Raw genomic sequence first — 19,805 nt, 5'->3', positions numbered from 1 at the left:
AAATGCAGCATTTCGTCGCCCCTCTTCGCTGACGCGCAGGGGGGGCGAAATTTTTCTGCCCGTCGCAGAACTCCTGCCGTGGAACTGGTCGGTGGGGCAATAAGTGCTCAAAGCCTTCTGGCGGCCCTAAGCGGTCATTCCCGAACCCGACGATACAGGCCAGGAAACCGCCCCCGCTGTTACATATCAGCCTTGCACAATAGGACGTATGCGTTTGCCTAAGATGGGATCATAAGGCGCGTAGCTGGTGCACATGAGAGTCTCTGATATGGATTGGGTCCCTGTAGTCTTTGTTACGTTCAAGGTTCTCGCGTTGGGAACGGCCATGTTCTTCGCCATCAAGTGGCATTACGATCGAAGCGAGATGGGGGAGCGGCAAGCGGTACTGCGCACGGGCGGCAAGATGGCCGCAGTCTTCATGCTGGCGCTACTCGGCGTGGGGCTCCTCGCCTTTGTCCTTAGCAGCATGCTCGGTCTGGACCTGAGCTCCCCATGATCACATCAAGGGAGACAAGGGTGGCCGCACGAGCGAGCCGAAGCCAACGTCTCCTGATGGCGCATAGCAGCCCTCCCCATCATGGCTTCAGCCCTCGCGATGCAAGAAACATGTCGGTCAAAGTGTGAGCGAGGCAACGCCTACTCCTAAAAACGCAGCCGAATAGACAAACGGGCCGCCCGGCAAGCGAGCGACCCGTCTGGACCTCCGATCACTCGGATCAGGCTTCCATGGAATATCCCGCGCCACGAACGGTGCGGATGACATCCTGCATGTTGGAGAAGTTCAGCGCCTTGCGCAGGCGGCCGACATGGACGTCGACGGTGCGCTCGTCCACATAGATATCATGGCCCCAGACGCCATCCAGAAGCTGCGAGCGGGAGAAGACCCTGCCCGGCGACGACATCAGGAATTCGAGCAGGCGAAACTCGGTCGGGCCGAGGCGGACTTCACGGCTCTTGCGATGAACGCGATGGGTTTCGCGATCGAGCTCGATATCCCCGCACTTCAAAACGCTGGAAAGAACCTCCGGACGGGCACGACGCAGCATCGCCTTGACGCGGGCGACAAGTTCCGGCGTCGAGAAGGGCTTGACGACATAGTCGTCCGCGCCGGTCGAGAGGCCGCGAACGCGTTCGCTCTCTTCGCCGCGCGCCGTCAGCATGATGATCGGCAGACGCTCGGTCTCCGGCCGCATGCGCAGCCGGCGGCAGAGCTCGATGCCGGAAACGCCCGGCAGCATCCAGTCGAGGATGAGCAGGTCGGGCGTGCGCTCCTGAAGCCGGATTTCGGCCTCGTCGCCACGGAGGATCGTATCCACCTCGAAACCTTCCGCTTCGAGGTTGTAGCGGAGAAGCACGCTCAGCGCCTCTTCATCTTCAACAACTGCAACTCTTGGGATCATGCGTGTCAGTCTCCTAATGCATGATCCTTAAACCGGGGGTGATTTAAGCAGGGATCATGCAGGAACTCGGAATTGGCTGCACCCATGCGCGCCCGCGCGGGCGCGCATGCAATCGGCAGATCAGGATTACTCGGTGACGGCGCCAACGGTGTTGGAGCTGTCGTCCTTCGGACGTTCGCCTTCGGGCTGGGCGCCGGTTGCCATGTAGTAGATCGTCTCGGCGATATTGGTCGCATGGTCGCCGATGCGCTCGATGTTCTTGGCGCAGAAGAGAAGATGCGTGCAGCTCGTGATGTTGCGCGGATCTTCCATCATGTAGGTCAGGAGTTCGCGGAACAGCGAGGTGTACATCGCGTCGATCTCGTCGTCGCGCTCACGGATGGACTTGGCCTTGTCAGCGGAACGCGTCGTGTAGACGTCGAGCACTTCCTTGAGCTGGACGAGCGCCAGTTCGGAGAGATGCTCGAGACCGCGGGCAAGCTTGCGGGGAACGCCGGTGCTCTGGACGGCGATGACGCGCTTTGCGGTGTTCTTGCCAAGATCGCCGACGCGCTCGAGGTCGGCGGCGATGCGGATCGAACCCATGATCTCGCGAAGGTCGGAGGCCATCGGCTGGCGACGGGCGATCGTGACGATCGCCTTGTCATTGATCTCACGCTCGGCGTGATCGAGGATGACGTCGTCGGAAATGACCTTCTGGGCGAGCGCCGTATCGCCGTTGACCAGCGCACGGACGGCCTCGCCGACCATCTGTTCGGCAAGACCACCCATCTCGGAAATGCGCCGGGACAGGAATTTCAGATCGTCGTCATAGGCGGAAAAAATATGTGTCGATGCCATGGGGCTTTGTCCTCGAAAATCGGGAAGGCTTCACATCGCCAAAATCAGCCGAACCGGCCCATGATATAGTCCTGGGTGCGCGGATCGTCCGGATTGGTGAACATCTTGTCGGTATCGTTTTCCTCAACCAGATTGCCGAGGTGGAACATGGCCGTGCGCTGTGAGACGCGGGCGGCCTGCTGCATGGAATGCGTCACGATGACGATGGTGTAGTTTTCACGCAGCTCGTGGATCAGCTCTTCGACCTTTGCAGTCGCGATCGGGTCCAGCGCCGAGCAGGGCTCGTCCATCAGGATGACTTCCGGGCTGACGGCAACGGCGCGCGCGATGCACAGGCGCTGCTGCTGACCGCCGGAAAGGCCGGTACCCGATTCATGCACGCGGTCCTTGACTTCGTTCCAGAGGCCGGCGCGCTGCAGGCTGGACTCGACGATCTGGTCGAGGTCTGCCTTGGACTTGGCGAGGCCGTGGATGCGCGGGCCGTAGGAGACGTTTTCGTAGATCGACTTCGGAAACGGGTTCGGCTTCTGGAACACCATGCCGACGCGGGCGCGAAGTTCGACGACGTCGATATCGGGATCGTAGATGTCATCGCCGTCGAGCGTGATCTTGCCGGTGACCCGGCAGCCGTCGATCGTGTCGTTCATGCGGTTCAGCGAACGCAGGAAGGTGGACTTGCCGCAGCCAGACGGGCCGATCAGGGCGGTCACGGTGTTTTCGCGGATGTTCAGATTGACATCGAAAAGCGCGCGCTTCTCTCCGTAATAGACGGAGACATCCTGACCGATCATCTTATACGGGACGTTGTTCATTTTCTGGTCCAGCGCCTTCTCGACTGCAGCTTCCGTCAACATGTTCATGATCTTTACTCCGTTTACCAGCGGCGCTCAAAGCGACGACGCAAGAGGATAGCTCCGAGGTTCATGACGATCAGGAACAGGAGCAGGACGATGATGGCACCCGAGGTTCTTTCCACGAAGGCGCGTTCGGCTTCGTTGGCCCACATGTAGACCTGCACCGGAAGTGCGGTGGAAGGATCGAGCGGCGTGGTCGGCGCCTGGGCGACGAAGGCAACCATGCCGATCAGGAGCAGCGGCGCGGTTTCGCCGAGTGCGTGGGCAAGGCCGATGATCGTGCCGGTCAGGATGCCGGGCATTGCGAGCGGCAGCACATGGTGGAACACCATCTGCATCTTCGAGGCGCCGAGGCCGAGTGCGGCTGCGCGGATCGACGGCGGCACGGCACGAAGCGCCGCGCGTGTCGCGATGATGATCGTCGGCAGCGTCATCAGTGCCAGCACCAGCCCGCCGACAAGCGATGCCGAACGCGGCAGGCCGGCAAAGTTGATGAAGACCGACAGGCCGAGCAGACCGTAGACGATCGACGGAACGGCTGCGAGGTTGTTGATGTTGACTTCGATCAGGTCCGTCAGCTTGTTCTTGGGCGCAAATTCCTCGAGGTAGATCGAGGCGGCGACGCCGATCGGCAGCGAAAGGACAAGAACGATCAGCATCAGGTAGAGCGAGCCGATGAGAGCGACGCCGAGACCTGCAGCTTCGGGACGGCTGGAATTGCCGTTGACGAAGAGGCCGGTGTTGAACTGCTTGTGGAGAGCACCGCTCGCCTTCAGCTCGTTCATCCAGCCGAGCTGCTTGTCGTTCACCTTGCGGTTCTTCTCATCGACGGTGAGGTCGATCTGGCCCTTGTTGGCGCTGTCGATATTGGCATCGGCGAGTAGCGTGACATTGACGGTCTTGCCGATGATCTGGGGGTCGGCGACGACCATGTCGCGCAGCTGGATCGGCGCGCCCTTGGACAGCATGGCGGTTGCGTCGCGCACGTCAGGACGGCTGGACGCATTGATGCCAAGCTGCTTGACGATCGCGTCGCGCAGGAGAACCGGGTAGTTGGCGGCGATCAGAACCGAGGAATCGGTCGCACGCTTGTTGTCCGGGTCGATGGTCTTCTCAGTGAACTCGATCGGCAGCGTGATCGCCGTCTGCTGGAAGGCGGTATAGCCATTACCGATGACCGTCCACAGGAGGATAAACAGGAAGATCAGGCCGAAGGCGATCGCGGCGATACCATAGGCCTGGAAGCGGCGCTCGGCGGCATAACGGCGCTTGATGCCGATGTCGCGACGCGCGGGCGCCTTGGAAACGGTCACTCCGGCGACGGGGGAAACAATATTCGTCATTCGTACTGCTCCCGGTATTTGCGCACGATGTAGAGCGCGTAGATGTTCAGGCAGAGCGTGATGCAGAACAGCGTGATGCCAAGGGCGAAGGCAACCAGGGTCTGCGGCGAGGTGAACTCGAGGTCACCCGTCAGCTGGTTGACGATCTTGACGGTCACTGTCGTCATCGGCTCGAAGGGATTGATCTGGATACGGGCGGCGACACCGGCTGCGAGAACCACGATCATGGTTTCGCCGATGGCGCGGGACGCCGTCATCAGCAGGGCACCGACGATGCCGGGAAGTGCCGCCGGCAGAACGACCTTCTTGATGGTCTCGGAACGCGTGGCGCCAAGACCGAGCGAGCCGTCGCGGAGCGAGCGCGGCACGGCGGTGATGATGTCATCGGAGAGCGAGGAAACGTAGGGGATCAGCATGATGCCCATGACGATGCCCGCGGTGATGACGCTCTGCGCCTGGATGAAGTTGGTATAATTGCCGCTCAGGAGGCCGCTGACATTCGCCGAGAGATCGCGCAGGAACGGGCCGACCGTGACAAGGGCGAAGAAGCCGTAGACGATGGTCGGAATGCCGGCCAGCACTTCGAGAAGCGGCTTGGCAAGCGAGCGGACCTTCGAAGAGGCATACTCGGCCATGTAGATGGCGGCAAAGAGACCGACCGGCACGGCAACGAGCATGGCGACGAAGCCGATATAGAGCGTGCCCAGCAGCAGCGGGATGAGGCCGAACTGGCCGAAGGAGGAGCTGCCTGCACCGGCAAAGCGCGGATCCCAGACCGTTCCGAAGAAGAAGTCGGCAAAGGGAACGACCGCGAAGAAGCGGGCCGCTTCCGACAGCATCGAGAGCACGATGCCGATCGTCGTCAGAATGGCGAGGGAGGATGCCCCGAGAAGCGCCCAGAGCATGACGCGCTCGACGCGGTTACGGGCGCGGAAACGCGGAGCAACGGAACGAAGCGCGTAGAAAGCGCCCGCAACGGAGATAAGCAGCACGATCGCCGTCATGAAGAGGCGGCTCGTCATGCTCTCCGCGTTCAGGGTCTTTGCGGCATCGATCATGTAAGGCTGCGGCTCGCCGGCGAGCGGTACGCCCTTCTCGCTGAGCTTTGCCTGCAGGCCGGCGGGATCGCCGGAGAGGGAAGAAACCTCATCCGACGTCAGCATGTTCATGCCGCGGGCAACCGTGGCGACCATGCTGTAGGCGAGGTCCTGCTGGACGGCCGGCTGGGCCTTCACGTCTTCAGGAAAGGCGCCGCGAACGGAGGAGGATATGATGCCCGGGCTGACAGCCAGCCAGACGCACAGAACGATCAGGGACGGCAGAACAGCCCAGATCGCGGCATAGGAGCCATAATAGGCCGGCCGCGAATGCAGGGCAGAAGACCTGCCGCCGGAAAGTGCGGCAGCGCGGCTGCGCGCAGCCACATAGGCAACGGCGCCGATCACTACCAGGCACAAGAGTATGATGGATGTGCTCATTCGTTACGTCCCCAGGCCCACAGCCCCCAAAGAGCCCGGCAGCTCCAGGAGCATGCCATCGGCTTCAATATCATGGAGAAGAATTTTATCCGCACGGCACCTGACGGTGCCGGGCAGATAAGGCGATGCCGGCGCGACACCCCAAGCGTCGCGCCGGCAAAGTCATTACATGGTCTTGCCAGCCTCTACGTCCTTACGGATCGCTTCGCGCTCTGCATCCGGAGCGGCAACGAGGCCGTATTCGGCGAGCGGACCCTCAGGGCCGATCATCTGGTCGGATACGAAGAAGTTGACATATTCCTTCAGGCCCGGAACGGCGCCGAGATGTGCCTTCTTGACGTAGAAGAACAGCGGACGGGAAACCGGGTAGGTGCCGTTGGCGATCGTTTCCGTCGACGGAACGATGCCGCTCATGGTCGCGACCTTGAGCTTGTCAGCATTGTTTTCATAGAAGGAGAGGCCGAATACGCCGACCGCGGTCTTGTTGGCGGCGATGCGAGACAGCGTTTCGGTGTAGTCGCCGTCGATGTCGACTGCAGCGCCGTCCTTGCGGACTGCGATGCAGGCCTTGCCCTGAGCGGCCTTGTCCGAGATGGCGGTTTTAATGACTTCTGCGGCGCCCGATGCTTCGCAGCCAGCTGCCAAGACCTTTTCCTCGAAGACTTCGCGAGTGCCGTGCTTTTCGCCGGGGATGTAGGCAGCGATATCAACAGCCGGGAGCTTCGGGTTCACTTCCGACCACTTCTTGTAGGGGTTGGCGACAAGCTTGCCGTCAACGACGACCTGGGCAGCCACAGCCTTGTAAATGTCGGCCGGAACGTAAGCGACATCGGGGTTAGACGCGTCGGTTGCGAAGACGATGCCGTCATAACCGATCTTGACTTCCTGGATGTCGGTTACGCCGGCAGCCTGGCAGGCTTCGATCTCGCTTTTTTTGATGGCGCGGGACGAGTTAGCGATGTCGATGGTGTTTTCGCCGACGCCCTTGCAGAATTCCTTGAGGCCGGCGCTCGAGCCGCCTGATTCGACGATCGGCGTCTTGAAGTTGGTGAAGGTTTCGCCGAACGACTCGGCGACGATCTTTGCGTACGGCAGGACGGTGGAGGAACCAGCAACCTGAATCTGGTCGCGGGCAACAGCAACGCCAGCAAAAGCGGCGGTTGCAGCGAGCGCGGCAACAGTAAGTTTAAAGGTGTTCATTTGAATCTCCCGGCATTTGGGCTTGTGTGAGTGCGGCCTCGAAGAGGCCCTCGCATTGCCTTTTTTCATCGGCAGGACTCTCTTAGCGCCTTAAGCACCGTCCTTTTATGTCAGATCGATGAAACATTTATGACAGTATAAATCATTGATATTAAACGTAAAAATATAGCGGTATTAAATCGTGTGCGACATAATGCGTCAGAAACGCACGGTAAACTCCGTTCCCTTGCCGACTTCGGATTTTACGATCAGCCGTGCACGATGACGCGTCAGAATATGCTTGACGATGGCAAGCCCGAGGCCCGTGCCCTTCTTGGAACGGCTGTCTTCGATGCTGACGCGATAGAAACGCTCCGTCAGGCGCGGCACATGTTCGGCCGGAATGCCAGGGCCTCTGTCGACGACACTGACCTCCACCGGCTGGCCCGACCCGTTCTTCAGCCAGACATCGACGACTTCGCCTTCCTGGCCGTATTTGCAGGCGTTCTCCATCAGGTTCTCGAAGACCTGGACGAGTTCATCACGATCTCCCAGCACCTCGACCCTGCCCTCCGGCAGGTGCAGGTTGATCGAGACGCCGACATCCCTTGCGAGCGGCACAAGCGAATCCCTGACATGGCCGAGAAGCGGCACCAAATCCACCTTTTCATCGGGGGCGATATGCGACTTGAGTTCGAGCCTGGATAGAGACAGAAGATCGTCGACAAGCCTGCTCATGCGCGTTGCCTGGTCGAGCATGATGCCGAGGAAGCGCGCCTGCGCCTTGGGATCGTTCTTTGCCGGACCCTGGATGGTTTCGATGAAGCCGCGCAGCGAGGCAAGTGGCGTGCGCAGCTCATGGCTGGCATTGGCGACGAAATCCGAGCGCATGCGGTCGATACGGCGCACCTCGGAAATATCGCGGAAGGAGAGGATGTAATAGCGCTCGTCGCGGCCGTCATCATCCTTGAATTCGACCGGAGCGCTGCGAACGATATAGACACGCTCGGAGGGCAGGCGCTCGGAATGTTCGATCTGGTTCGGCGCGTTGGTGGCGATGGTTTCGCGCACCATGTCCAGGACGCCGGGGGAACGCAGCCTCGCCGATATATGGGAGCCGAGCGTCACCTCGCCGAAGGCCTTTTCGGCCGCGCGGTTCTGGAACAGCACCGAGGCATCCTGCGAGAGCACCATGACCGGGATATCGAGACCGGCCAGCGTGGCGGAGACCTCCGGCAGGCGGCTCTGAGGCACTTCAGGCTCGGGTTCGACCGGCTCGACGACATCAGCCCTGATGACCGGCGCCTCCTTGAAAAGCGCGGTGACGACCATCACGAGCAGCAGGGCGAGCACGATCCATTTGTTCATGCCCGCAGCAAGCGCCACCAGCGCGCTCAGCAGCGTTGCCAGCAAAACCGGGCGTTCGCGCCGGATGCGCGCCAACAGGCTTTTCGTCCATGACGTTTCGTCTTCCAAAGCGCCCCTCACGGCATCGATTCGTTTTCTTTATATTCAAACTCTGCCTGATAGCCGGCTTTCATGACAGAAGTTTTCCGTTTGAGAAACTTGCGCGAAAAGCCGCAGCCGCGCGGCACCGGATTGCGCTTTGCTTACGCAGCGGATTTGATTTTCAATGATAAATATGTTCGCCTGCCGAAAAACGAAATCATTGTGCGCGGGAGAGGACGATGGCCAAAGACGTCGAAAGCAGAGCTTTAGAGCTGGATATCAGGGGCAAGAAGCACGTCTTCGATATTGACGACCCCGCCCTGCCCGACTGGGTGGATGAACATGCGCTGGAATCCGGCGGCTACCCCTACAAGAAGAAGCTTGAGGAAGACGAGTATCTCAGGGAACTCAGGAAGCTGCAGATCGAGCTCGTGAAGGTGCAGTTCTGGCTGCAGGCGACGGGCAAACGGGTGATGGCGCTCTTCGAAGGGCGCGACGCGGCCGGCAAGGGCGGCTCGATCCAGGCATCCTCGGCTCACATGAACCCACGCCTTGCCCGGGTGGTGGCGCTCTCCAAGCCAACGGAGCGCGAACAGGGCCAATGGTATTTCCAGCGCTATATCGCGCAGTTTCCGACATCGGGCGAATTCGTGCTCTTCGACCGCTCCTGGTACAACCGTGCCGGCGTGGAGCCGGTCATGGGCTTCTGCACGCCGAAACAGTATGAGGATTTTCTGCACCAGGCGCCGCAGCTCGAAAAGATCATCGCTCACGAAGGCATATTCTTCTTCAAGTTCTATCTCGATATCGGCCGGGAAATGCAGATCAAGCGGTTCCACGACCGGCGGCACGATCCGCTCGCCGTCTGGAAGCTCTCCTCGATGGATATAGCCGCATTGACCAAATGGGGCGACTACAGCGAGAAGCGCGACCGCATGCTGAAGGAAACCCACACGCAGTTCGCACCCTGGACCGTGATCCGCGCCAATGACAAGCGCCGGGCGAGGCTCAACCTCATCCGCCACATGCTGAAGACCATGGATTATGACGGCAAGGACAAGGATGCCATCGGCACGCTTGATGACAAGATCATCGGCTCGGGTCCTGGCTTCCTGAAGTAAACTTCACGAGATAACCGGGGCCGAGACAGCCGGGCCGCTTACTGGCCCGGCAGGATCCGCACGGCAAAGAGATTGATGCCGCGGGCCTTGCCGTCGACATCGCTGTTGATCATCAGCCGACCGGGCGAATTCGGCGCCAGCGACCGGTCGAAGCGCAGCTGCAGCAGCGCGTCCGATTTTTCACGCGTGACGTTGAAACGATGGCGGGCGCAATTGCCGAGCGACTGGAAATCGCACTCGACGGTGATCTGCGTGGGCTCGTCGGTGGTGGACTGCAGGGTCAGCGCGATGGTCGAGGACTTGCCGGCAAGCTGCTGCAGGACATTGGCGGGAACGCTGATGGAGACATTGCCATCCGAGTTGGCGCTCTCTGAGGTCAGGCGGACGGCCGGACCTTCGGTTTCGGTGACATTTTCCGTGCGCGCACGCTGACCAGCCTGGATCTTGTCGGCATCCGAGGGCTTGAAGATCTCGATCCAGTCTGCCGAGAAGCTGTTTTGCGGGTCGATGGTGACCGGTTCATCGCTATGCGGCGAAGCACCGTTGCCGGTTGCGTCTTCGCCGTTGAAATCTTCCGGCTGGGTGCTGGCGGGCGGATTGGCGACGCTGGTGTCGCGCTCGGCCGCCGTCATCAGCAGGCCGGATGTATAGACCCACCAGGCACCCGTGCCGATGAAGGCGAGAGCCACGCACCAGACGAGCAGGCGCGAAAAGAACTTGCGCGGCTTGCGGCGGACGGCGGCCCGCTCCGGGCGGAAATCCATGCCGCCGCGCCTGTCCGGCGTCGCGCGCGCCTCTGCCCGCATCTCTGCCTCGGGAGCCGCCCCCAGCTGATCGGCGCTGCTGGCGTGTACATCATCCAGGCTCGCATCGTCCGTACGCCTGGAAGTGGCCTTGTAGCCGCGCGTTTCACCTGTAACGGCCAGGCTGTCATCCTCGTGCTCGCGATGGACGGGCACCTGCGCACGATAGGCGGGCTCTTCCACGTGATGCACGGGCTCTTCTATGGGATGGCTTGGCTCGGGCATCTCGACAACGGGCGGGACCGGAACCTCCGGAGGCCCCTGACGCGGATGCAGACGGGCGCGCTCCTCGCTCTCGATCGTATGGATCGTGGTTTCCAGACGATGGCGATGATAGGCCACGACATCGGCATCAGTGATATCCTGCTTGCGCAGACCGGCTTCCAGCGCCTGACGGGCAGACTGATAGATGCGTGCACGGACTTCCGCATTGTCGCGGTCGGAACTATCGAGGGCAGTTCTGATGGCCGTTTCTAGTCCGCTCACGTCAAGTCCTTCACGTTTCCAGAGACATCCACCGCAAAAGATAAAATGCCTGTCAAAATTGGGTAGCGGCAAGTGCGGCAAACCGCAAGCCTTGCACCCCTTCCAGAGCGCATCGGCGGGGAAAAGCGATGCAGCGCAATGCTCCAGAGCTCCATTAGAGCACTTTCGTTTTTCTTCGAAACACGAAAGTGCTCTATCTGCTTGTTTTTACGCAATTCCAGACGCAAAACCGCTGCACACTTTGGCTGGATTGCTCTAGATAGTCCGAAACTGGACAGGTTTACGGAAAAGAGCGCGCGTTCCCCTCTTGATCTTTTCCTCGGGCGCCGGCTCTGATATTAAATTGACGTTTTCGTAAACGTCAAAAAACGGTGAAAGCATGGCCCTGCCCCCGATCCTCAAGGATAATCTGAGACTGCCGGTCATCGGCTCGCCGCTTTTCATCGTCTCGCATCCGGCGCTGACGCTGGCGCAATGCAAGGCCGGCGTGATCGGCGCCTTTCCGGCGCTCAACGCGCGGCCGGAAAGCCAGCTCGACGAATGGCTGGCGATGATGTCAGAAGATCTTGCCCATTATAATGCCAGGCATCCGGAGCGGCCGGCAGCCCCCTTCGCGGTCAACCAGATCGTCCATATGTCGAACAAGCGGCTGGAGCACGATCTGATGCTCTGCGTGAAATACAAGGTGCCTGTTGTCATTTCCTCGCTCGGCGCGGTGCCGGAGGTGAATGCGGCGGTGCATTCCTATGGCGGCATCGTGCTGCACGACATCATCAACAACCGCCACGCCAATTCGGCAATCCGCAAGGGCGCTGACGGGCTGATCGCGGTTGCGGCGGGCGCGGGCGGCCATGCGGGCACGCTTTCTCCCTTCGCGCTGGTGCAGGAGATCCGCTCCTGGTTCGACGGCCCGCTGCTGCTGGCCGGCTCGATTGCGACCGGCGGCGCCGTTCTGGCTGCTCAAGCGATGGGCGCCGACATGGCCTATATCGGCACCCCCTTCATCGCGACCGAGGAAGCCCGCGCCTCCGAGGCCTACAAGCAGGCGATCGTCGAGGGAGCGGCGGCCGATATCGTCTACTCCAACTATTTTACCGGCGTGCACGGCAACTACCTGAAACCCTCCATCCGCGCCGCCGGCCTCGACCCGGACAACCTGCCCGACGCCGACCCCTCGAAGATGGATTTCGAGCAGGCGGCCGGCGGCGCCAAAGCCTGGAAGGACATCTGGGGCAGCGGCCAGGGCATCGGCGCGATCAAGGCGGTGGAGCCGGTGGCAAAGCTGGTCGACCGGCTGGAAGCGGAATATCACGCCGCCCGCGCCCGGCTGGCGCTCTAACCGCCGGCCTTTCCACAGGCTTCAGCTTTTTTGCCCGGGGGCATAAGAGGGTGCTTGAAATCTTCAGACAATGCCTGTATCAGCCCCATGCAAATCGCGGGCGACACGCTTCTCCCGCCGGATTGCCGCTTTAGCTCAGTCGGTAGAGCACATCATTCGTAATGATGGGGTCACGTGTTCGAGTCACGTAAGCGGCACCATTTTTCCTCCCAATGACTTGTTTTCAGGATGTGCCGAGAGCTGTTGAGGCGCGGGGCATCGGTTCCTGAGCCAGGGAATTCCAAGCGTTCGGCTCGTCACCAAGAAGGATGACGAAAACCCGAGCAAGCAAGGATCACGAAAGCCGCGGAATTCATCGAAATGATCGCGAAGGAAGCATAGCTTCCCCTGTGACAACACCGATTTTCCAGACTTATTTTCAACCTTTCATGTTTTCCCGTTGCCAAATTACAACCTGATCTTAAACTGCCCAAAAACGTTTGGGGAGACTCATGAGATTACCGATATTGCTCGCGCTGGCTGCCGGCGCCCTGTCATCGTGTGCGGCGTCCAGCTCGATGCGTACGGCTCAGAATGAAATCATCATCAAAACGCGCGCGGCGCCGATCTGTGGCGACACCGGCGCGATGAAAGTGGCAGCAAAGCAGGCTGCGATCGAAACAATCAAAGCTGGCTATGACCGTTATATCATCGTTGGCCAGGCAGGCGCTGATACAACTCGCGTTGTCCAGATGCCCGGTTCCTATACGACGACCGGAACCGCAACGGTCTACGGAAACACCGGATACTACAGCGGGAATACGGTCTATAACCCCGGTCCAACATTCGTGACAGGTGGGCACAATCAGGACCTCTCTGTTCACATGTTCAAGGAGGGCGAACCGGGGAGCCAGAACGCGCTTTCTGCCAGAGATACCCTCGGGCCGAAGTGGGCGCTGGTTGTCCGTGATGGTATCAACACCTGTGCCGGGTAAGGGCAATTAAGTGGAAGCACGAGGAAGGTCGCATGGCATACGATTTCGATGCTCCTCTAACCTGGCGCGCTTATTCGGCGTTTGCCCGCGCTGTCACACGTGAGCGGCGCTATGTCTGGACCCCCGAAGTCCGCCAGTTCCTCGAAATTGTGAAGACAACCGCAGCGAGCCGCGCCAAGCAACTTAAAAAGGGCGCCATCGTCTATCGCGCCCAGAAGGGCGTTGACGAGCGCGAAGACGAAGCGGACGGTAGAATCTATATATCAGGGTACGGAACGGCGCGCATGCTTCCGCGGAATGACCGAGCCACTGAGGGGAGAGCAAACCCTCTGGGCATCCCTGTCTTGTACGTGGCCACCCAGCCCATCACTGCCATATCCGAAGTTAGGCCTTGGATTGGAGCTCAAGTTTCTCTGGCCACGCTACGAGTGACCCGCCCCCTCAAAATCGTGGACCTCGCTGAAGGTGACCGACAGGAAGCGATGAAGCTCGCCTACCTCTTTACGGAGCCTTCAGATGCGGAGGCGCTGAAGGCAACCTGGGCCTTTATTGATGAAGCCTTTTCCCGGCCCGTTTCCAGGGAAGACGTCGACGTCGCTTTATACGCACCCACTCAGATTTTGGCAGAACTCTTCCGGGAGGCGGGGTTTGATGGCGTCAGTTATCGGAGCCAGTTCGGAGATGCTGGAAAGAATATCGCGTTATTCGATGTCTCAACCGTAAGGGTCGTCTCGTGCGCGCCGTTCGAAGTTCAGTCGGTAAAGATCGAGGCGGCTCAAATCGACAACGCATGGTATCGAAAATAAAGCGAACCGCGCCCTCAAGCGCCCTATGAAGGATAAAACATGGACATTGATGAGGCATTGAACATTGCGGTGAAGGCGCAGGCGACATTGGTCGTTCCACTCCAGGAAATGACGGACGCTGGAATTGTAGTGCTGTTGGTAGCCGGAACCACAGGCTCGGCAGTCCCGATGGACGCGTACCCAACGTTAGGCGTCCACCTTTCTGTCGAGAGGGTTGAGGTGTCGAAGTATGCCCCGAAAATTATGGAGCTTGCGAGCGGCATCATCGCTGAAGGCGTCCGCGTCTCCGTACATCCGCGTCCGGACAGCGTGTGACTGGCTAAATGACGCGGGGGCGAAAATGATTATTGAGTACAGACATCCGAGCCGCATAGGCACGTTCATAATACGCCTTCAACAAACTTCACGTGGGCCTGCGTGGGTTGCTTACTGTGATGGGGACCGCCTCGGGATTTACTCATCACCGATCGTTGCCGTGGAAGAAGTCGCAGGAGGAAGCTGCGATTGGCCGGGCACCACAAATCCTGCTGACCTGCATATTTCCGATGATATTTCGGACTGGACGCCATCCAGGACGACGAACCGATAGTGTTTTAAAAGTTCATCTGGGATGTGGAACCGCATGGACGACTTCTTCTTGAATCTATCACCAAACGTGAGGATGCGTCTGACTGTCGCCGAAGAAATGGCGCTAGATGACGAAGAAAAGATTTTTACAGAGGAGCTGTATCAGAAATACCTTGGGATGCATCGGCAAGCGCTTTCAAGACAGGATGCGACCTTAAAAACCTTGGTACTTGCAGATGCGGGACTTGCCATGCTTCTATTCGGCAAGAACATCGCGATACCAGGTACAACCATCGGGATTCAAGACATCCCGGCGGCTATCCAAGTTCTGACGGCATTGGCTTCCCTAGCGTTCTTTACGTTATCCCAGTCTTTCCTGAATGCGCAGCTCTATCTTGCGATTGTGGAGCAATTCGCGATTAGGCGCGCGAAAGTAAAAGGCATTGATCCGGATTTCTTGGTTGCGGCGGATTCTTTAAGCGAGCTCTATCTCAAGGTTTTTCGCCGGAAGATGAACGTCTGGGGTGTTGATTTTTTTGAGCCAAGCAAATCCTACATCGGGTTCTATACCGCGATGACCATGCTGATGCTTTTGACATGGTCAGGTATTCTCATTCTTCATTTGGCCATCATTTTCTTCGGCCTAAAAGTTTCATTCGCACCAAGCCTGCTACCTGTGGCGTTCTGTGCTTTTATAGCTTTGATGCACGCTGTTGGCATTCTCTTGAATGTATCGCCGAGCTTCGATTTCAAGGTACGGCATGGTGTCTCGACGCAGCGGCAGCCACCCAATGCTGATCATCAATGAACGCGAGATCGCGCCACTGGTAGATCTAAGATGAGGGCGTTTTTACAAGGGGTGAAAATTGTTCTTGCCATTGTGCTGAGTATTACGATCGTCGTTGTCCTGGCATTCATTACATATGCAATCTACTCTTCGTGGACGGGCAGAAATCGGTTTCAAGCATATTCCGAATGCCAGGCTAGAGCGATCGAGGGGCATGTCGGTGAAGACTATCGCGGCCTCCACCTTGAGTATTGCATGACGAGTAAAGGCTATGTCCGGAACTCAGATTGTTCTTTAGAGCAGATCGTGCTGCCGGATTGCTTTAAGGAAGCAACATTATTGCGTTGGTAGCTATTCCGGTAGCTCCCATTCTACTGGTAATCTGAATGATTTGCGATTTGCGAAAGAACCTCACCGGCATAATGTAATCGGCAAATGGCAAAGGGGTAGATGGTATGAAAAGAGTTCTTATCGGCAGCAGTAGTCCGATTGGGTATAGCTATATCAACTCCCAGCGTGACCATTCAAAGCCGCTCCCATTCCTATATGGGTCGATGGGGCTGTTTCTTCTATATGATGAAATTTGGTTTGCCACCCGAGACCTTTGCCCGAGCGCGATGCAAACCCTGCCGTACGCAAAATTTCTTGACGAAGAATTGCAAGCCGGGGCACTCGGCGTTGATTTCGACGATCAGCTTGAGCTTCTTACTGAGGCGATTGAGGGCGCTGACCCGACACCAGGCTTAGGAGACTGGCCGCAACTGATGGACAGCTATGTAGGCGATCATCGACAGTATCTAATTGATAACCACGGGCGGGGGCTGAAGTTTTTTGGTAAGTCAATCGCTAACAACTTCGTTGCTCGATCCATTGCAGCCGATCTACTGCTGGTCGAACGATTCGCGCACCTAAATTTTGGCCTTGCCGTCAACCCAAACACGGAATCATCGATCGCGGCGCCGTTTGGATCAATTGATCAAAGTCGCCATGTCATCGAAATGGATAACGTGAATCTCGCTAGCCGACTGATCAGATTAAACAAAACACACGATTACATTTCACAGAATGGTCCATATCATCCTTCGATCGAAGAACTGCGGCATGACGACCTCCTCGTTCATTTTCGGAAATGGCTAGACGACCAAGATAGCCGATTAAGTAACGCAGAGATTGCTGACATCGAGGCGGATGTAGATGCTAAGATTGCCGAACTTCAGGATAAAAGCATCCGCAAGTTTGTCGAAACGAAAAATCTGGTTCAGGTGCCGATCCAGTGGTTCAAATCTGGTGTGATGGAGTCTCTCGCCCCCGGCTCGTCCATTATTGAAAAGGTACTTGATATTGCAAAATCCAATAACAAAGCCGGCCAGTGGCGCTTCGAGGCTTTTATCGCAATATCGAGACTTAAAATGCAGAAGGAGTAAGTGACAGATTCGCCATCGCGCTATTGTTTTCTGTTGGGCAGAGGGGGCGGCGGATCACGTCCACCCTCGGATAATAAAGTGCCGCAATAGGCGGCGAGAGCGAGACATCCGGCGGATCGTTAAAAACCGCGCCATTCATCTGTGGAGGAGGTGGAGGAGGTTAAACCGCATTTTCCAAGAGTAGCCGGAAACCCCCTGTATTTCGCCGTTTACAAGCCGGCAAAACCCGTTTCCGGCACCTTTCAGCAAACAACCTCCTCCACCTCCTCCAGCAGCTGATAACAATTTAAAATCAATAGCTTGATCCGGAGGAGGTTACCTCCTCCATAACCCCCTCCACCGCTATGAACCTCCTCCAAAACCTGCCTTCACTGGAGGAGGTTCCACGCCCGGAGGAGGTTGCCTGGAGGAGGTTCGCCATTCGTCGGGAAACAAAAAACCCGGCTCGGTGGCCGGGTTTTGCTGACGTCGGTGTGGGTCAGAAGATCGAGCCGTAGTCATATGCCGGCGCAGACCTGCCAGGGCTCCATTCCCGAGCCTCGTCCGGATCGCCGCGAACATAGGCCGTCTTTTTCTCACCGTCGAAGAAGCGGATACCCTTGTCCCTCTTCTCGAATCCAAGGCCGGTCATCGCGGCACGCATATGGGCGTGATGAGCCTTCGTCAGCTTGTTGATGGTTTCCGGGCCATCGAAGCCGACCAGCTTCCAGACATCGGTGGCCTTGATCTTCAGCGGACCGTCCGGAATGCGCTCGCCAAGGATTTCCAGCCACGGCCCGAAATCCGAGGATTCATGGGCAACGCCGGCCGCTGCCTTCCGCAATGCCTGATCATCCAGAGAAATATCCTCACCCGCCTCCCTCTCCGCAGCCTCGGCCCAGAGCTGGTCTCGCGCCGCCGCAATGCCGGCGGGATCGGCAGCCGTGGCGCGGACGATCCAGAAGCGGCGGTTGCCGGTGGTGTCGGTCAGGTAGCGGCTTTCGTTGGTGGTGCCGAAGAGGACGAATTGCCGGCGGCGGTCGCTCCTGAAGCGGCCATAGGAGAGCCTGGCGCTATCTTCCTGCGTGGGGATGAAGGATTTGACGCGGTTGGTGTCGCGGCGGCTCAGGCCGTCGAGTTCGGGCATTTCCAGGATCCAGCGGCCGGCGGTCTTTTCGATGGTCACCTTGGCGTCGGCGCCGATTTCGAGCTGGTCGGTGAACCAGTCTCTGTCATGGCAGAGAGCCAGGATCCCCGAGGATTTGCCGATGCCCTGGGGTCCCTCGAGGACGAGCATGTGATCGAATTTGCAGCCCGGATCCCTGACGCGGCGAACGGCGGCGCAGAGGATCTTGCGGCCGAAGGCGCGGTTGAGGGCCGTGTCCTCGGCGCCGAAATAATCGACGAGCCAGGTGTCGATGCGCGGCTTTCCATCCCATTTGACGCGGGCGAGATAGTCGTGCACCGGATGATAGGCCCGCCGCTCGCCGATCAGCACCAGGGCATCGAAAATGTTGTCCTTGGATGGCTCCCTGCCCTGGACGCGGGCGAGCTCGAAGCGAATTTCCGCCAGCCGCGCGTCGCTCATGCGAACGATGCCGCTCTCACGATGGAGCTCCAGCTCGCCCGAAAGCAGGTTGAGCTTGATGAACCATTGGCGATCGACCAGCCATTGTTCGAGTTCGATATCGAAGCGCGCGACGCCCATCGGCCGACCGGAATGCCGGGGCGCAGCGCCGGCAGGCGTGATCGCCAGCGGCTGATCGCCTTCGAACGAATCCGGGACCGGTGCGGCAAGTGCGCTTATGGAGGCCTCGCCAGAAACTGTCCGCTTGAACTGCACGACGCCCCCCTCTTCCAGCTCCGCAACGGGCTCCGGTCTCCAGTCGCGAAGCGTGGCGCTCATGAAGGCGTCGAGCTGGCTTTGCGTCCATCCGGCATCGACGGCATCGGCGCTGTCCCAGCCGCGGCGTGGAAAAAGGCCGGCCCGCCAATCGTCGAAACGGTAGCGCTCGATATCGGAAGCGTGCGCCGCATCCGTGAAGCCGACGCACTGGACATGCGCGCCGAGCGCGGTCAGGCGGGCGGCGACATCATCGGCAGCCGCCAGGCCCGGGCCGTCGAAATCCGGCCAGATCAGCACGTGCCGACCCGAAAGCGGCGACCAGTCCGTGTGCTTTGCGCCCTGGGTTCCGCCCGGCCAGGAGACGACGGTTTGCCCTGATATCATGTGCAGGCGGTCGCGGCACTTTTCGCCCTCGACGATCACCACTTGGCTCCGGTCACCGATCGTTTCGAGGCGGTAGAGCGGCCGCGGCTTCGGGAAGGGGAAACGCGACCAGGTCTCCTTGCCATCGGGGAGGCGAACGAACATGACCATCGGCGTCTCCTTGCCGCCATCAGGCAGATCGCGGCGCAGGACATAGCCGAGAAGGGAGCCGTCGGCATGTCGATAGGGAAACACCATCGATGGGGCGAAGGTGCCCCACTGCGAGGGCGTTCCTCGGCGTTTCGGATTATAGAGCGTGATGCGGGCGCCGGGCTGAAGCAGACCGGTCGGCGGCGGAAGCGGCACCAGTCCCTCATAGATGTTGCCTGCCTGGACATGCCGGGGAGCGACGTTTGGCTTGATGTCGTCGCGGCCGCCGAGAATGCGGATCGCTTCGGCAAGATCGACGCCCCTGACCTCCTGTACGAAATCGAGGACATCGCCTTTCCTGCCGCAGCCGAAGCAATGGAAGCGCTCGACGCCATCCTGACCGGCAAAGATCGTGAATGACGGGGTGTCTTCGGTGTGGAAGGGGCAGCAGGCGGAAAGCTCCTGCCCGTTGCGGGTGAGCCTGCAGCCGTATTGCGCCGCTGTCGAAGACAGGGACACGTCGCGGCGCAGCCGTTCGACGCAGCCTGAGACGCCCGCCGCCGGCGACGGCGCGTATTGCGAGATTCTATCCATGGATTTTCCGATGAAACTGGGGA

18 protein-coding genes and 1 tRNA gene are annotated in these 19,805 nt (G+C 59.2%); 10 read left to right on the top strand and 9 right to left on the bottom strand.

All coding sequences use genetic code 11. From position 1 onward, the window contains the following. Window positions 1–325 precede the first annotated feature (325 nt). The gene (locus ACK9YZ_RS00775; RefSeq protein ID WP_416065341.1) at window positions 326–496 is read left to right on the top strand and encodes a hypothetical protein; all 171 of its coding nucleotides are present in this window, start codon (window positions 326–328) and stop codon (window positions 494–496) included. Window positions 497–716: 220 nt separating this feature from the next. Here the strand turns inward: ACK9YZ_RS00775 and phoB are convergent, their stop codons facing one another. The 7 genes from phoB to phoR all read right to left on the bottom strand — a co-directional run bounded on the left by phoB (window position 717) and on the right by phoR (window position 8,537). Continuing rightward, on the bottom strand, window positions 717–1,400 hold the full coding sequence (gene phoB / locus ACK9YZ_RS00770) for a phosphate regulon transcriptional regulator PhoB (protein ID WP_004672768.1): 684 nt from the start codon (window positions 1,398–1,400) through the stop codon (window positions 717–719). Window positions 1,401–1,526: 126 nt separating this feature from the next. Then, the gene (phoU, locus tag ACK9YZ_RS00765) at window positions 1,527–2,240 is read right to left on the bottom strand and encodes a phosphate signaling complex protein PhoU (protein WP_007821274.1); all 714 of its coding nucleotides are present in this window, start codon (window positions 2,238–2,240) and stop codon (window positions 1,527–1,529) included. A 44-nt stretch (window positions 2,241–2,284) separates the two neighbouring features. Beyond that, a complete protein-coding gene (pstB, locus tag ACK9YZ_RS00760) occupies window positions 2,285–3,100 on the bottom strand; it encodes a phosphate ABC transporter ATP-binding protein PstB (RefSeq protein WP_216756930.1) in 816 nt (271 codons plus the stop codon). A gap of 14 nt (window positions 3,101–3,114) precedes the next feature. Beyond that, window positions 3,115–4,437: a phosphate ABC transporter permease PstA gene (gene pstA, locus ACK9YZ_RS00755; protein WP_416065340.1), complete on the bottom strand. Its 1,323-nt coding sequence runs from the start codon at window positions 4,435–4,437 to the stop codon at window positions 3,115–3,117. Beyond that, the gene (gene pstC, locus ACK9YZ_RS00750; RefSeq protein WP_416065339.1) at window positions 4,434–5,915 is read right to left on the bottom strand and encodes a phosphate ABC transporter permease subunit PstC; all 1,482 of its coding nucleotides are present in this window, start codon (window positions 5,913–5,915) and stop codon (window positions 4,434–4,436) included. Before pstC ends, pstA begins: the two co-directional genes overlap by 4 nt. 165 nt (window positions 5,916–6,080) lie before the next feature. Further along, complete coding sequence (locus ACK9YZ_RS00745; protein ID WP_416065338.1) at window positions 6,081–7,115, bottom strand: substrate-binding domain-containing protein; 1,035 nt, start codon at window positions 7,113–7,115, stop codon at window positions 6,081–6,083. Window positions 7,116–7,313: 198 nt separating this feature from the next. Then, window positions 7,314–8,537: a phosphate regulon sensor histidine kinase PhoR gene (gene phoR, locus ACK9YZ_RS00740; RefSeq protein WP_216756926.1), complete on the bottom strand. Its 1,224-nt coding sequence runs from the start codon at window positions 8,535–8,537 to the stop codon at window positions 7,314–7,316. A 96-nt stretch (window positions 8,538–8,633) separates the two neighbouring features. On the opposite strand from phoR, the gene ACK9YZ_RS00735 reads away from it, so the two are divergent. Further along, the gene (locus tag ACK9YZ_RS00735) at window positions 8,634–8,813 is read left to right on the top strand and encodes a hypothetical protein (RefSeq protein ID WP_416065337.1); all 180 of its coding nucleotides are present in this window, start codon (window positions 8,634–8,636) and stop codon (window positions 8,811–8,813) included. Then, window positions 8,783–9,664, top strand: a complete 882-nt coding sequence (gene ppk2, locus ACK9YZ_RS00730) for a polyphosphate kinase 2 (protein WP_416065336.1) — start codon at window positions 8,783–8,785, stop codon at window positions 9,662–9,664. The genes ACK9YZ_RS00735 and ppk2 overlap by 31 nt, the downstream gene beginning before the upstream one ends. Window positions 9,665–9,702: 38 nt before the next feature. Here the strand turns inward: ppk2 and ACK9YZ_RS00725 are convergent, their stop codons facing one another. Further along, a complete protein-coding gene (locus tag ACK9YZ_RS00725) occupies window positions 9,703–10,953 on the bottom strand; it encodes a hypothetical protein (protein ID WP_416065335.1) in 1,251 nt (416 codons plus the stop codon). Window positions 10,954–11,332: 379 nt separating this feature from the next. Here ACK9YZ_RS00725 and ACK9YZ_RS00720 point away from each other — a divergent pair, with 379 nt between their 5' ends. From ACK9YZ_RS00720 to ACK9YZ_RS00690, 7 genes are all read left to right on the top strand, one after another. Next, window positions 11,333–12,292, top strand: coding sequence for an NAD(P)H-dependent flavin oxidoreductase (locus ACK9YZ_RS00720; protein ID WP_416065334.1), 960 nt, complete (start codon window positions 11,333–11,335; stop codon window positions 12,290–12,292). 124 nt (window positions 12,293–12,416) lie between these two features. Continuing rightward, window positions 12,417–12,492, top strand: a tRNA-Thr gene (locus ACK9YZ_RS00715). Between the two features lie 357 nt (window positions 12,493–12,849). Continuing rightward, the gene (locus tag ACK9YZ_RS00710) at window positions 12,850–13,266 is read left to right on the top strand and encodes a hypothetical protein (protein WP_416065333.1); all 417 of its coding nucleotides are present in this window, start codon (window positions 12,850–12,852) and stop codon (window positions 13,264–13,266) included. 32 nt (window positions 13,267–13,298) lie between these two features. Further along, window positions 13,299–14,072 (top strand): RES family NAD+ phosphorylase, encoded by a 774-nt coding sequence (locus tag ACK9YZ_RS00705; RefSeq protein ID WP_416065332.1) that lies wholly within the window; start codon window positions 13,299–13,301, stop codon window positions 14,070–14,072. A gap of 39 nt (window positions 14,073–14,111) precedes the next feature. Beyond that, entirely contained in the window at window positions 14,112–14,387 is a 276-nt protein-coding gene (locus ACK9YZ_RS00700) for a hypothetical protein (protein WP_416065331.1), read from the top strand. Window positions 14,388–14,694: 307 nt separating this feature from the next. Then, a complete protein-coding gene (locus tag ACK9YZ_RS00695) occupies window positions 14,695–15,447 on the top strand; it encodes a hypothetical protein (RefSeq protein ID WP_416065330.1) in 753 nt (250 codons plus the stop codon). A gap of 434 nt (window positions 15,448–15,881) precedes the next feature. Next, entirely contained in the window at window positions 15,882–16,850 is a 969-nt protein-coding gene (locus tag ACK9YZ_RS00690; RefSeq protein ID WP_416065329.1) for a hypothetical protein, read from the top strand. A 478-nt stretch (window positions 16,851–17,328) separates the two neighbouring features. Here ACK9YZ_RS00690 and ACK9YZ_RS00685 read toward each other — a convergent pair whose 3' ends face one another. Then, window positions 17,329–19,782, bottom strand: coding sequence for a VapE domain-containing protein (locus ACK9YZ_RS00685; protein WP_416065328.1), 2,454 nt, complete (start codon window positions 19,780–19,782; stop codon window positions 17,329–17,331). Window positions 19,783–19,805 lie beyond the last annotated feature (23 nt).

Origin of the sequence: Rhizobium sp. ZK1, assembly GCF_047782645.1 — a bacterium.
Taxonomy (GTDB): Bacteria; Pseudomonadota; Alphaproteobacteria; order Rhizobiales; family Rhizobiaceae; genus Rhizobium.
The sequence above is the reverse complement of the archived record's forward strand: the minus strand, read 5'-3'. Positions and strand labels throughout refer to the sequence as shown.

Bases quoted from the DNA above. Each gene is read 5' to 3' on its own strand.
- phoB (WP_004672768.1), bottom strand. From the start codon at position 1,400: ATGATCCCAAGAGTTGCAGTTGTTGAAGATGAAGAGGCGCTGAGCGTG.
- ACK9YZ_RS00710 (WP_416065333.1), top strand. From the start codon at position 12,850: ATGCGTACGGCTCAGAATGAAATCATCATCAAAACGCGCGCGGCGCCG.
- pstB (WP_216756930.1), bottom strand. From the start codon at position 3,100: ATGAACATGTTGACGGAAGCTGCAGTCGAGAAGGCGCTGGACCAGAAA.
- ACK9YZ_RS00745 (WP_416065338.1), bottom strand. From the start codon at position 7,115: ATGAACACCTTTAAACTTACTGTTGCCGCGCTCGCTGCAACCGCCGCT.
- ACK9YZ_RS00690 (WP_416065329.1), top strand. From the start codon at position 15,882: ATGAAAAGAGTTCTTATCGGCAGCAGTAGTCCGATTGGGTATAGCTAT.
- ACK9YZ_RS00775 (WP_416065341.1), top strand. From the start codon at position 326: ATGTTCTTCGCCATCAAGTGGCATTACGATCGAAGCGAGATGGGGGAG.
- ACK9YZ_RS00685 (WP_416065328.1), bottom strand. From the start codon at position 19,782: ATGGATAGAATCTCGCAATACGCGCCGTCGCCGGCGGCGGGCGTCTCA.
- ppk2 (WP_416065336.1), top strand. From the start codon at position 8,783: ATGGCCAAAGACGTCGAAAGCAGAGCTTTAGAGCTGGATATCAGGGGC.
- ACK9YZ_RS00720 (WP_416065334.1), top strand. From the start codon at position 11,333: ATGGCCCTGCCCCCGATCCTCAAGGATAATCTGAGACTGCCGGTCATC.
- phoU (WP_007821274.1), bottom strand. From the start codon at position 2,240: ATGGCATCGACACATATTTTTTCCGCCTATGACGACGATCTGAAATTC.
- ACK9YZ_RS00695 (WP_416065330.1), top strand. From the start codon at position 14,695: ATGGACGACTTCTTCTTGAATCTATCACCAAACGTGAGGATGCGTCTG.
- ACK9YZ_RS00700 (WP_416065331.1), top strand. From the start codon at position 14,112: ATGGACATTGATGAGGCATTGAACATTGCGGTGAAGGCGCAGGCGACA.
- pstA (WP_416065340.1), bottom strand. From the start codon at position 4,437: ATGACGAATATTGTTTCCCCCGTCGCCGGAGTGACCGTTTCCAAGGCG.
- pstC (WP_416065339.1), bottom strand. From the start codon at position 5,915: ATGAGCACATCCATCATACTCTTGTGCCTGGTAGTGATCGGCGCCGTT.
- ACK9YZ_RS00705 (WP_416065332.1), top strand. From the start codon at position 13,299: ATGGCATACGATTTCGATGCTCCTCTAACCTGGCGCGCTTATTCGGCG.
- ACK9YZ_RS00735 (WP_416065337.1), top strand. From the start codon at position 8,634: ATGACAGAAGTTTTCCGTTTGAGAAACTTGCGCGAAAAGCCGCAGCCG.